This window comes from Sphingomonas sp. Leaf67, from assembly GCF_001421965.1.
Lineage (GTDB): Bacteria > Pseudomonadota > Alphaproteobacteria > Sphingomonadales > Sphingomonadaceae > Sphingomonas.
Genome location: NZ_LMLP01000019.1, coordinates 1 through 13,030 on the forward strand (window position 1 = coordinate 1; position 13,030 = coordinate 13,030).

At 63.8% G+C, this 13,030-nt stretch carries 11 protein-coding genes; 3 read left to right on the forward strand and 8 right to left on the reverse strand.

Translation table 11 applies throughout. The features are described from left to right. Positions 1-143: 143 nt before the first annotated feature. Positions 144-434 carry a hypothetical protein gene (locus ASE90_RS09415; protein ID WP_055999334.1) on the reverse strand — a complete coding sequence of 97 codons (291 nt, stop codon included), beginning with the start codon at positions 432-434 and terminating at the stop codon, positions 144-146. Positions 435-531: 97 nt separating this feature from the next. Between ASE90_RS09415 and ASE90_RS09420 the strand changes: the two genes are divergently transcribed. The 3 genes from ASE90_RS09420 to ASE90_RS09430 all read left to right on the forward strand — a co-directional run bounded on the left by ASE90_RS09420 (position 532) and on the right by ASE90_RS09430 (position 4,311). Continuing rightward, entirely contained in the window at positions 532-2,805 is a 2,274-nt protein-coding gene (locus tag ASE90_RS09420) for a hypothetical protein (protein WP_055999337.1), read from the forward strand. 90 nt (positions 2,806-2,895) lie between these two features. Then, positions 2,896-3,838, forward strand: a protein-coding gene (locus tag ASE90_RS19120; protein ID WP_414889064.1) for an IS630 family transposase whose coding sequence is annotated in 2 segments (ribosomal slippage) — positions 2,896-3,242 and positions 3,241-3,838 — 945 coding nt in all. Because the reading frame shifts where the segments join, the coding sequence is not laid out codon by codon here. 107 nt (positions 3,839-3,945) lie between these two features. Next, positions 3,946-4,311 (forward strand): hypothetical protein, encoded by a 366-nt coding sequence (locus ASE90_RS09430; protein ID WP_055999343.1) that lies wholly within the window; start codon positions 3,946-3,948, stop codon positions 4,309-4,311. 25 nt (positions 4,312-4,336) lie between these two features. On the opposite strand, the gene ASE90_RS09435 is transcribed toward ASE90_RS09430, so the two are convergent. From ASE90_RS09435 to nuoL, 7 genes are all read right to left on the reverse strand, one after another. After that, positions 4,337-4,597 (reverse strand): DUF1467 family protein, encoded by a 261-nt coding sequence (locus tag ASE90_RS09435; RefSeq protein ID WP_055999346.1) that lies wholly within the window; start codon positions 4,595-4,597, stop codon positions 4,337-4,339. Between the two features lie 10 nt (positions 4,598-4,607). Further along, positions 4,608-6,248, reverse strand: a complete 1,641-nt coding sequence (locus tag ASE90_RS09440) for a ribonuclease J (protein WP_055999347.1) — start codon at positions 6,246-6,248, stop codon at positions 4,608-4,610. 45 nt (positions 6,249-6,293) lie between these two features. Next, positions 6,294-7,085 carry a type III pantothenate kinase gene (locus ASE90_RS09445; protein ID WP_055999351.1) on the reverse strand — a complete coding sequence of 264 codons (792 nt, stop codon included), beginning with the start codon at positions 7,083-7,085 and terminating at the stop codon, positions 6,294-6,296. Between the two features lie 107 nt (positions 7,086-7,192). After that, positions 7,193-7,921 carry a biotin--[acetyl-CoA-carboxylase] ligase gene (locus ASE90_RS09450; protein ID WP_235531739.1) on the reverse strand — a complete coding sequence of 243 codons (729 nt, stop codon included), beginning with the start codon at positions 7,919-7,921 and terminating at the stop codon, positions 7,193-7,195. Then, entirely contained in the window at positions 7,888-9,333 is a 1,446-nt protein-coding gene (nuoN, locus tag ASE90_RS09455) for an NADH-quinone oxidoreductase subunit NuoN (RefSeq protein ID WP_055999354.1), read from the reverse strand. The genes ASE90_RS09450 and nuoN overlap by 34 nt, the downstream gene beginning before the upstream one ends. Next, positions 9,333-10,901, reverse strand: coding sequence for an NADH-quinone oxidoreductase subunit M (locus tag ASE90_RS09460; RefSeq protein ID WP_055999357.1), 1,569 nt, complete (start codon positions 10,899-10,901; stop codon positions 9,333-9,335). The genes nuoN and ASE90_RS09460 overlap by 1 nt, the downstream gene beginning before the upstream one ends. A 37-nt stretch (positions 10,902-10,938) precedes the next feature. Next, positions 10,939-13,026 (reverse strand): NADH-quinone oxidoreductase subunit L, encoded by a 2,088-nt coding sequence (nuoL, locus tag ASE90_RS09465; protein ID WP_055999360.1) that lies wholly within the window; start codon positions 13,024-13,026, stop codon positions 10,939-10,941. Between the last annotated feature and the right edge of the window lie 4 nt (positions 13,027-13,030).

The window sequence follows — 13,030 nt, forward strand, 5'->3', positions numbered from 1 at the left end:
GTGTCCCCTCGCGCCCCGGGAGATAACCAGCAATCCGCTCCCATTGCTCATCCGTCAGCGTGCGTCTGCTCAAGGCTCGGCTCCTTCGCCAGCCTTGAATCAGAACTCAACCCGAATGGGAATCCTGCAAATGCAGACACCGCCTAGAGGTCGTCGATCGCCTCATGCAGCTTCGCCAGCACGGCCGTGTCGCCGGCCGGAGCCGCCGCAGCCGCCGTAGACAGTCCCATCAGGTCGACCGCGCCGAAGCTGGCCGCCAATCCCTTCAGCCGGAATGCCGCGGGCTGCCACCCTTCGGCATCGGCGGCATCGAGTGCGCTGAGCGCCTTTTTCGCGCTTTCGGTGAAGGCACGGCGCAGCTCGGCGATCAGTTGGGGTTCGTCGCCCAACGCCGCCGCCAGCGCCGCATCGATTGCTCCGGGATCATAGACCATGGCTGAAGAATACGCCCCAAAAGGTTAAGAAAATGTTACAGCTACGTCGGTTCGACCGCTCTGTCGTTCGGATGACGACCATGGTAGACGGTACGTCATGAATGGGGGTTCGATCACGGAGCTGCAACAGCACCACCAGCATTCCGATGGCGAACAGGTCGCGCAGGACGAGGCGCAACACTGGCTGGCAGAGGCGGTCCCCGAACCCGAACCGATCGGGCGCAACTGGATCGCACCGACGCTTGCCGGCGTTGCCGTGCTCGGCTGGGCGGGCGGGATGCTGGCATGGAGCGCGCCGTCGCTGCCGGCGCTGGGGCCGATCGGGCTGATATCGTTCATTGCCGCCCTGTGCGTGCCGCCGATGCTGCTCGGCGTCGGCTGGCTGCTGCTTCGTCGGAACAGCCGGGCGGAGGCACGGCGGTTCGCCGCCACTGCGCAGGCGATGCGGGCCGAGGCACAGGCACTGGAGGCGGTCGTTGCCAGGGTTCGACACACGCTGTCGGAATCGCGCAGGGAACTGGCCGAACAGACGCAATCGCTGCTGACGCTGGGCGACAGCGCGACCGACCGGCTGCGCGGCGTCAGCGCCGGGATGGGCGAACAGGTCGAGGCGATCGGCACGACTGCCGGCCGGCTCGATCGGGTGGCCGATGCCACGCAACAACGGCTGGCGACCGTGCTGTCCTCCCTGCCCCGCGCCCGTGCCGAAGCAGCGGAAATGGCCGCGCTCGTCGAGGCGACCGGCCTGTCGGCCAGCGAACGGGTCGCCGCGCTCGACGCGCAACTGGTCGTCGTCGCGCAACGCTCGCGCGAGGCCGATCAGCTGGCCGGGGGCGCGGCGCAGCGGTTGGCGGCGCATATGAACCGGATGGAAGCAACCAGCGAGAGTGCCGGCGTCCGCCTCGAATCGGTCATCGCCACCATGTCCGAAGCGATCGACGCGGTGCTCGAACGCGCTGCCGCCGCGATCGACGAATCGCGCAAGGCGATCACCGCGCAGGGCGATGCGACGATCGCGATGATCGAGGCGAATGGATCGGCGATCGAACGCGCCGGACGCGAGGGTGCCGAGCAACTCGCCGATCGCGTCGCCAGGATCGATGCCGCGATCCACATGCTGGCCGAACGGCTCGACGATCGGCGTCGCGATGGTGAGGCGCTGTTGACCCTGCTGAACGACGGACTGGCCGGGGTCGACGATCGCTTCGAACGCTTGCGGGTGACGGGGGTCGAACGGACCCAGGCGGTGGCCGGATCGGTCGCTGCCTTGACGCAGGTGGCCGATGCCCTGGCCGACGCATTGGCCAATGGCGACGGTACCGCCCGCCGCGTGATCGCCAGTGCCGAGGAAGTCTTGACCGCGCTCGACGCGGCGGCGCGCGAAATGGACGAAACGCTGCCGGGCGCGCTCGACCGGCTCGACAGCCGCATCGCCGCCAGTCGCGCCGTCGTCGCCCAGTCCAAGCCCGAACTGCTCGCGCTGGTCACCGCTGCCGAGAGCACGCATGACGCGATCGAGGCGATTGCGGGGGTCGTGGCAATGCAACGGGACACGTTGTCGACGGTGCAGCAATCGCTGCTCGACACGCTCGACCGTGGTGCCGACCGGATCGAGAATGTCCGCACTATCGTCGACGAGACCATCGCGACGACGATCCATTTCGCCGAAGACTCCGCGCCGCGCCTGACCGAAGCGATGCTCCGCATCCGCGATACCGCCGAAGCGGCGAGCGAACAGACCCGCGAGACGCTGGCGAAGGTCCTGCCCGATGCCGCCCGCGATCTCGAGGCACGCGGCGCGCGTGCGCTCGCCAACGCGGTCGACAGCGCGGTGACGGGGCAGGTCGCCGAATTGTCCGCCATCGCCAATCACGCCGTTGCCTCGGCGATCGAGGCTTCGGAGCGGCTGTCACGGCAGATGCTCGACATCGCCGACACCAGTAAACAACTTGACGAACGCATGGCCATGGCCCGCGCCGAACACGAAGCCGCCGACAGCGATCAGTTCTCGCGCCGCGTGTCCTTGCTGATCGAGGCGATGAACTCCGCCGCGATCGACATCGCCCGTTCGCTGTCGACCGATGTGTCCGATACGGCATGGGCCGCTTATCTGAAGGGTGATCGCGGCGTCTTTACCCGGCGCGCGGTGCGGCTGGTCGACGGGACGCAGGCCCGCGAGATTGCCGCCTTGTACGATGCCGATCCCGGCTTCCGCGATCAGGTGAACCGCTACATTCACGATTTCGAGGCGATGCTGCGTCAGATCCTCGGCTTGCGGGACGGATCGCCAATGGGCGTGACCTTGCTGTCGTCCGATATGGGCAAGCTGTACGTGGTGCTGGCGCAGGCGATCGAGCGGTTGCGCAACTAGAGCATGATGACGTAGATCTGAATCGCTAGGGATTCCCGTTGGGCTTGCGATCTGATTCACTGTGCCGGCTGGCGAAGGAGGCCAGCCAGCATGTCAAAGCCATATTCGATGGACCTGCGGGACCGGGTGGTCAGGGCGGTAACCGCTGATGGCATGTCGTGTCACGCGGCCGCTTCACGCTTCGGGGTGGCGCCGAGTTCGGCGATCAAATGGGTGCGGCGCTTTCGCGATACGGGCAGCGCCGCGCCGAGCCGGATGGGTGGTCGCCGATCCAACATCCTGTCCGGCGCGACACGTGACTGGCTGCTGGAGCGGATGACCCGCGACTTCACCTTGCGTGGACTGGTAGCGGAGTTGGGAGGCCGCGGCGTGAAGGTCGACTATGTTCAGGTCTGGCGGTTCGCCCATGTCGAGGGGCTGAGCTTCAAAAAAAAGCGTGCTGCCCGCCGAGCAGCTCCGTCCCGCGATCGCCCGGCGTCGGGCGCAATGGAAGAAATACCAGGGCCGGCTTGATCCGGTGCGTCTCGTCTTCATCGATGAGACGTGGGTCAAGACGAACATGGCCCCCTTGCGCGGTTGGGCACCGGTCGGCCAGCGGCTCCATGCCAAGGCGCCCTACGGCCACTGGCGCACGATGACATTCCTGGCCGCGCTGCGCTACGACCGGATCGACGCGCCGTGCGTGCTGGACCAGCCGGTCAACGCGCAAAGCTTCATCGACTATATCGAGCAGTGCCTCGTGCCGACGCTGTCGCCCGGCGACGTCGTCATCATGGACAACCTCTCCAGCCACAAGAAACCCGCTATCCGCAACGCCATCCGTGCGGTCGGTGCCAGGCTGCTGTACCTGCCGCCCTACAGCCCGGACCCGAACCCCATCGAGCAGGTTTTCGCCAAGCTCAAGCACCTCATGCGCAAGGCCACCGAGCGATCCCACGAGGCAACATGCAGACGCGTCGGCACGCTTCTCGATGCCTTCTCCGCCGCAGAATGCCGCAACTACCTCATCAACTCCGGATATGGGTCAGCTTGATGTCATCCGACTCTAGTGGGGTTTGCCGGGGAGGTCGTTGTACGCCAAACGGGAACGAACTCGCTTACCCCGCCCTTTTCGAAGCATTTCTGGCTGCCGACGATACGTTGGCGACACGCGACCAGACTGCCTACTACTTCTCGCTGCCGAACGTGTTCGGCCGTGATTTCGATCTGAAGTTCGAAAAGTCGGTCTGCATCCTGATCGGGGAGAATGGTTCGGGAAAGCCGACGCTACTCGAAATGATCGTAACTATGGCGCGTTCTGGCGAAGGCGGTGGTGCGCAGGGAACGACAGTGGTGGGACCGTCGCGCGGGGCAGGCAAGGACGCCGACCGGCTGGGCGATCTGCCGTGCGCGGCAGGCTGCCGCGGCGGGCCGATTTCATGTCCGTGGCGGCGTTCTTCGTGGCTTACGATGCTCGGTAGCGCGTTCCCGACACCTTGCCACGCGCTGAAATTCTCACCGCACTGATGATGCGGCCTGATCGGAAAACGCCTTAATTATAGAAATTCAGCATGTCGGCGGTCACCCAACCATAAACGTAGTTGAGGTAGAACCCGCCAAACAAGACCCCGGATACCAACGTCGTCCGCCAAGCCATCTGCCCGAAGCGGAACCCAGATGGTGCGCTGTCGGCCTGTCCCGGCACCGGGGGTTCGCCCGCTTCATGCGTCGTGCGAACCCCGAACGGCAACACCAGAAACATCGCCAGCACCCAGAACAGCAGGTAGATGGCGAGCGCCGATTGCCAGGTCATGCGCCGCTCGTCAGGCCGGAATGATCAGCACGTCGACGACCGGCTTCTTGCCGGTCCAGCGCGTCGCGACGCGGCGGACCGCAAGGCGGATCGCCTCGGGCAGCTTGGACCGCTCACGCCCCTTGGCCGCGACCGTCTCGGCCGCCGCATCGACCGCTTCCTCAAGAAAGGGTTCGCGGTCTTCCTCGACCGGCACGCCCTGCACCCGGATCTGCGGCTGACCGATCAACTGCCCGCGCCGGTCGATCGCGACCGCTACCGACATATGGCCAAACGCCGCCAGCTTGCGCCGTTCGTTGATCGTCGTGCCGTCCGCCGGCAGAATGACGTCGCCGTCCAGCGCAAGTCGCCCAACGGCCGCCTGCCCGACCTTGGTCGGATTGCCCGGTGCCAGACGCACGATATCGCCGTTGGTCTGGACCAGCGTTTGACCGATGCCCTGCGACAGGGCGAACCGGGCATGTTCCATCAGATGGCGCATCTCGCCATGGACCGGTACCATGACTTTCGGACGCAACCAGCCGTAGAGCTTGGCCAGTTCCGGCCGACCGGGATGCCCCGAGACATGGACATGCGCCTGCCGGTCAGTAACCATTTCGATCCCGGCCGCGGCAAGCTGGTTCTGGATGCGACCGATCGCAACTTCATTGCCGGGGATCTGCTTCGACGAGAAGATGACCCGGTCGCCGGACTGGAGGCTGAGCTGATGCTCCCGATTGGCGATGCGGGCCAACGCCGCGCGCTGTTCTCCCTGCCCGCCGGTCGCGATGATCAGAACCTGATCGCGGGGCAGGCGCATCGCGGTGTCGAAATCGACGGTCTGCGGGAAACTCTTCAGATAGCCCGTTGCCTTCGCGACCTTCAGAATGCGGTCAAGCGAACGACCCGCCACGCAAACTTTGCGGTTGGTGTCGCGTGCGACCTCGCCCAGCGTATGCAGTCGCGCGGCGTTGGACGCGAAGCTGGTGACCATCACCCGCCGCCCTTCGGCAGAGGCAATCTGTTCGAACAGCCCCTTGCGAACATCGGCTTCCGATCCCGATGCCTCGGTGTTGAAGACGTTCGTCGAATCGCACACCAGCGCGAGGATACCCTCATCGCCGATCGCGGTGAGTTCGGCCGGGCTGGCCGGCGTCGCGACCATCGGTTGATCGTCGAGCTTCCAGTCGCCCGAATGGAACACCTTTCCATGCGGCGTGGAAATGACCAGCGAGGTCGATTCGGGGATCGAATGCGCCATCGGCACGAAGCGGACGCCGAACGGACCGACATTCACGTCGCCGCCCAGCTGCACGATCTTCAGCTTCACCCGATCGGCAATGCCTTCTTCATCGAGCTTGCCGCGGATCAGCCCGGCAGTGAACGGCGTTGCATAAATCGGCACGCCCAGATCGGCAGCCAGATATGGCAGCGCGCCGATATGGTCCTCATGCCCATGGGTGATGACGATGCCGAGCAGCTGGTCGCCGCGTTCCTCAATGAATTGCAGGTCGGGCAGCATCACGTCAATCCCGGGATAGCCCGGATCGGCGAATGTCACGCCGCAATCGACCATGAGCCATTTACCGGCGGTCCCGTACAGGTTGACGTTCATGCCGATTTCGCCCGACCCGCCAAGCGCGACGAACAACAATTCTTTCTTTGGTGTCACTCAATCTCTTTCAATGCCCGCGCCCATTCGCGGGTTGGGTTTCGTTCAGTACGTTGCTGCAGAAATATGGGTGCGGCGCCACAGCATCGCCAGTCCCGTGATCGTCAGGTCTTGTTCGATCGAATCGAAGACCTGCGTGTGTTTCTCGAACAGGATCGCCAGACCGCCGGTGGCGATCACGCGGACGGGGCGGCCGATTTCCGCCTTCATCCGCGCGACCAGCCCCTCGATCATCGCAATATAGCCCCAATAGATGCCGATGTGCATCTGATCGGCCGTATTACGGCCGATCACCGTCTTCGACGCTGGCGCCTCGATCGCGATACGCGGCAGCTTGGCTGCCGCCGTTACCAGCGCATCGAGCGACAGGTTGATGCCCGGCGCGATGATCCCGCCTTTGTATGCCCCTGTATAATCCACCACGTCGAATGTCGCGGCCGTGCCGAAATCGACGACGATCAGGTCGCCGGGATGAGCCGCATGCGCCGCGATCGCATTCAGTGCGCGATCGGCACCGACCGTATGCGGCTCCTCGACATCGAGCGCGATGCCGAATGTCGCCGCGCCGCGCCCGGCAACGAGTGCTTCGACCCCGAAATATTTGCTGGCGAGCACTTCGAGGTTATGCAGCGCACGCGGAACGACCGTGCCAATAATGACCGCCTCTACCACCGCCCGGTCACGTCCGCCCAGTGCCAGCAACTGGCTGAGCCATACCGCATATTCGTCCGCGGTCCGACGGGGATCGGTCGCGATGCGCCAGCGCGCGACGATCGTTTCGTCGTCGACCAGCGCGAAGACGATGTTGGTATTGCCGGCATCGATCGCAAGCAGCATCGAACTTCCCCGTCACGCCCGACCGGCGTGGTTCCCCTTCCCGCTAAAGGGTGCAGCGGGCCACGACAAGCGCTCCGCCATGCCGCACACGCATTGTAACGACCGCTTCACGCCGAAACATCGCCAGCGTGGACGATTACCGGCTTGCCGCCCTGATCGATCAACCGCAACGCTCCATCGACTTCAAGGCCTGCGAACCGTCCCGATTGCTCACGACCGTCGGGCAACCGCACGCGAAGCGACGTGCCGACAGGATGCGCCATCTTTTCCCAAGTACTGCGGACGATCGACAGATCGCCCATCCGCCACCGCGCGACCCAAACCGCAAAACGGTCGCAAAGCTTCACGAGCAACGCGTCTGGCCCGACGCTGAAACCTTCCGCTGCGAGGGAGGTCGTCGATCGGTCGGGAAGCATTGGATGCGAGGAAAGATTGACGCCGAAGCCGATGACCACCGCATTGCCGGATCGTTCGAGCAGAATACCGGACAGCTTCGCATCGCCGACCATCAGATCGTTCGGCCATTTGATCGTCGCGATCCCCGGCGCAAACGCCGCAACCGCTTCGGCCAAGGCGACTGCGGCGACCAGCGTCAGGGTATGCGCCGGCGGATCATGAGGACGCAACCGAACGATCGTGCTGGCAAATAAATTGCCCGCACCGTCCGCCCAGTTCCGCCCCAACCGACCTCGCCCCGCCGATTGACGTTCGGCCCGCAACCAGAGGCCTTCCTCGGCTCCGGTCGCGGCAGCGGCGATCAGGTCGGCATTGGTCGACCCGGTCTCGCCGACAACCCGAATCGTCAGAACAGTGCCCGAGCCGCCGTCAGCGACCACGCCGACAGCGCCGGGATCAGGAACAGGCTGACCGGCGAGATCACCACCGCCGCAGCAAGCGTCAAACCGCCCTCAACCAACGCCGGTTCGCGCAGGAACTCCGGTGCCGGTTCGTCGAAGTACATCGTCTTGACGACGCGCAGATAATAATAGGCACCGATCGTCGAGGCCGCGATTCCGATGACCGCCAGCGGGAACAGGCCAGCCTGCACCGCCGCATCGAACACCGCGTATTTGGCCCAGAAGCCGAACAACGGCGGGATACCGGCGAGCGAAAACATGAAGATCGCCAGCGCCAGCGCGAGGGCCGGGCGCGTCCGCGACAGGCCCGAAAGGCTCGCCAACGTTTCCAGCGGTTGCCCGTCGCTGCCCCGCATCTGCAGGACAACGAGGAACGAACCCAGCGTCATCACGACATAGACGGCGAGATAGAACAACACGCCCGCCACGCCCTGCGACGAACCGGCGGCCAGTCCGATCAGCGCGAAGCCGACATTGTTGATCGACGAATAGGCCAGCAGCCGCTTGACGTTCGTCTGACCGATCGCGCCCACCGCGCCGAGCAGGATCGAGGCGAGTGCAGCAAAGACCACGATCTGCCGCCACTGGTCCACCGCCGGACCCATCGCCTCGACAGCGACGCGCAACGCCATCGCCATTGCCGCGACCTTGGGTGCGGACGCGAAAAACGCGGTCACCGGGGTCGGTGCGCCCTCATACACGTCCGGCGTCCACATGTGGAACGGCACTGCCGCCAGCTTGAACGCGATGCCCGCGAACACGAACACCAGCCCAAACAACAAGCCCATGTTGCGCGGCCCGGCATAGGCCGTCGCGATATCGGTGAACAGCGTCGTGCCGGAAAAGCCATATACCAGGCTGATGCCATAGAGCAGGATGCCCGATGCCAGCGCACCGAGCACGAAATACTTCAGGCCCGCCTCGGCCGAACGCGTATCACGGCGCATGAAGCTCGCCAGCACATAGGCCGCAAGGCTTTGCAGCTCGAGCCCGACATACAGGAGCAGCAGGTCCGACGCCGAGACCATCATGCCCATGCCGCAGGCCGACAACAGGATCAGTACCGGATATTCGGGCTTCAGATCGTCGCCGCTGGTCCGTTCGAAGAACCGGGGGGCGATGATGATCGCGACGGCCGATGCGAAATAGATCAGCACCTTGGCAAAAGCCGCAAAGGCATCCGCGCGATACATGCCACCAAAAGCCGTACCACCCGACGATCCATTACCGATCAGCGCGACGCCGGCCCCCGCCAGTACGAAGACCGCCGCGATGCTCACGCCGCGCGTCGCCGCCTGCTTGCCCCATGCCGATACCAGCATCAGGACGATCGCCCCGACCGCGAGAACCAACTCGGGCAGGGTCATCGAAAGTTGTTCGGCGTAGCTCATCAGTGCGATTCCCCGTGCGCCGCTTCACCGCCGCCCGTTCCATGTTCCGCGGCCTGCGCCGCCGCCGCCGCCGGATTGCCGGCAGTCGACTGTGAGTCCGAAGCTGGAGCTGCCCGTTCGATGCGAGCGAGCAGCACGCCGACATCCTTGCGCATCGGTGCAAGGAAACTCTCGGGATAGACGCCCATCCACAACACAACCGCTGCGATCGGTGCCAGCATCGCCAGTTCGCGCATCGACACGTCGGGCATCGTCTTCACATCGTCATGCACCAGATCGCCAAGGGCAATACGGCGGTAGAGATAGAGCGAGTAGGCCGCACCAAGAATGATGCCGGTCGTGCAAATTAATGCCGCCCACGTCGAAACCCGATAGGTACCGGCAAGGCTCAGGAACTCGCCGACGAAACCCGAAGTGCCCGGCAGACCGATCGACGCCATGGTGAACAGCAGGAAGAACACGGCATAGCGCGGCATATTGATCGCCAGACCGCCATAGCGCGCGATCTCGCGGGTGTGCAGCCGGTCGTAGATGATGCCGACGCACAGAAACAGCGCGCCCGACACCAGCCCGTGGCTGAGCATCACGATCATCGCGCCTTCGATCCCCTGCTGGTTGAAGGCGAACAGGCCGATGGTCACGATCGCCATGTGCGCGACCGACGAATAGGCAATCAGCTTCTTCATGTCCGACTGCACCAGCGCCACGAGCGAGGTGTAGACCACCGCGATCGCCGACAGCGTCAGGATCAGCCAAGTCAACTCGCCCGAGGCCTCCGGGAACATCGGCAGCGAGAAGCGCAGGAAGCCATAGCCGCCGAGCTTCAGCAACACGCCCGCAAGAATGACCGAACCGGCGGTCGGTGCTTGCACGTGCGCGTCGGGCAACCAGGTGTGGACCGGCCACATCGGCATTTTGACGGCGAACGACGCGAAGAAAGCGAGCCACAGCCACATCTGCACCTGCACAGGGAAATCATACGCCATCAGCGTCGGGATATCCGAGGTACCGGCCGTGCGGATCATGTAGATCATCGCGATCAGCATCAGCAGCGAGCCGAGCAGCGTGTACAGGAAGAACTTGTACGATGCGTAGATGCGGTTCGCCCCGCCCCAAATCCCGATGATCAGGTACATCGGGATCAGGCCGGCTTCGAAGAATACGTAGAACAACAGCAGATCCTGTGCCGCGAAGGTGCCGATCATCAGCACCTCGACGCTCAGGAACAGTGCCATATATTCTGGCACGCGATTGGTCACCGACTTCCACGATGCGCCGATACAGATCGGCATCAGGAAGACGCTGAGCATGATCAGCATCAACGCGAAACCATCGATGCCGAGCGCATAGCGGAACACGCCGAAGTCACCGAGCGCCGGTGCCTCGACAAACTGCCACTGCGCGCCGCCGATATCGTAGTTGGCCCAAAGGATTACGCCCAACACGAAGTTGACCAGTGTGGCGATCAGCGCCGTCCAGCGCGCTCCGTTCGCCGATACGAACAGGCACAGCATCGCTGCGACCGCCGGTACCAGCAGCATCACCGACAGGATCGGGAAGCCGTTCACGAGTTATTCCCCCGAACCAATTGCTTGAAACCGCGCATCACGACGCGATCGCCCAGGTAACTGCCGCCGTCAGGCCGATCAGCATGACAAAGGCATAGGTGTAGAGATAGCCGGTCTGCATTCTGACCGCGAGGCGGCTGGAAAAGCCGACCAGTGCCGCCGAACCATCTGGACCGAAGCGGTTGATCGTCTGTTCGTCGCCGCGCTTCCAGAAGAAACGGCCAAACGCAAAGGCCGGGCGGACGAAGAGCAAATGATACAACTCGTCGAAATACCATTTGTTGAGCAGGAAGCGGTGCAGCACGCGGAACGTGTCCGCAATGGCCCCTGCCGTGCCCGGCCGCAGGATATAGACGTAGAATGCACTCACCAGCCCGATCAGCATCACGATCGTCGCGGCCAGCTTCACCAGCACCGGCACCTCGTGCATCGCGTGCATCAGATGCTCGTTGTAGAACAGACTGCCCTTCCAGAAGGCCTCGCCGGCGTCCCCGCCGATGAACCAATGATTGAATACATAGCCGGCAGCGACCGCACCAACCGTCAGCACGATCAGCGGGATCAGCATTACGATCGGGCTTTCATGCGGATGATAGCCCGCCGTACCTTCGACGACATCGGTCGCATGGGCGTCATGGGTCGACGGGGCATGACCCGCGTCTTCGGCGGCCGGATGTGCGTCGTGATGCGCATGATCGTCGTGCCCGTGATGACCGTGCGCATCATGGACCGCGTGCTGGATATGCTCCGACCCGGCCCAACGAGGCTTCCCGAAGAAGGTCAGGAACATCAACCGCCACGAATAGAAACTGGTGAGCAGCGCCGCGAAGGTACCGACATAGAAGGCACCATAGCCGCGCGGACCCGCCGCCCAGGCTGCTTCAAGGATCGCATCTTTCGAGTGATAGCCGGCAAAACCGCCCACCTCGTAGATACCGACACCGGTGATCGCGAGCGTACCCGCCATCATCGCCCAAAAGGTCAGCGGGATATGCTTCCGCAGGCCACCATAATACCGCATGTCCTGTTCATGGTGCATCGCATGGATGACCGAGCCGGCACCTAGGAACAGCAGCGCCTTGAAGAAGGCGTGCGTGAACAGGTGGAACATCGCCGCGCCGTAAGCCCCGACGCCCGCCGCAAAGAACATATAGCCGAGTTGCGAACAGGTTGAATAGGCGATGACGCGCTTGATGTCGGTCTGGACCAGCCCGATCGTCGCAGCGAACAGGCAGGTCGCAGCACCGATGCCCGTCACGACGGCTAGCGCCGTGGGCGAGGTTTCGAACATCGGCGACAGACGGCACACCATGAACACGCCAGCGGTGACCATCGTCGCCGCGTGGATCAGCGCCGACACCGGGGTCGGGCCTTCCATCGCATCCGGCAGCCACGTGTGCAGGCCAAGTTGCGCCGACTTGCCCATCGCACCGACGAACAGCAGCAGGCAGAGCACCGTCATCGTGTCGGCACGGAACCACAGGAAACCAATGGTCGAACCGGCCATCGACGGCGCGGCTTCGAGAATTGCCGGGATCGAAATCGTACCGAACACCAGATAGGTGCCGAAGATGCCGAGCATAAAGCCAAGGTCGCCGACGCGGTTGACGACGAACGCCTTGATCGCGGCGGCATTTGCCGACGGCTTCTTGAACCAGAAACCGATCAGCAGGTACGAAGCCAGACCGACGCCTTCCCAACCGAAGAACATCTGAACCAGATTGTTCGCGGTCACGAGCATCAGCATCGCGAAGGTGAACAGCGACAGATAGCTGAAAAAGCGCGGCTGATCGGGGTCCTCGCTCATATAGCCCCAGCTATAGAGGTGGACGAGCGCGGACACACTGGTGATGACGACCAGCATGACCGCGGTCAACGCATCGACCCGCAATTCCCATGCGATGTCCATGCCGCCCGACAGAATCCAGGTCGACACCGGGGCCACATTCGCCTGCGCCGCGCCGGTCAGGAACGGGATAAAGATCGACCACGACAGCGCGGCCGCGATCAACAGCCCGGCGGTCGTGATGATCTTCGGCACCGCGATACCGAAAGCGCGGTTCAACAGCCCCGCGACGATCGATGCCAGCAGCGGCAGGAACACGACGATATGGATGGCGCTCACGAAA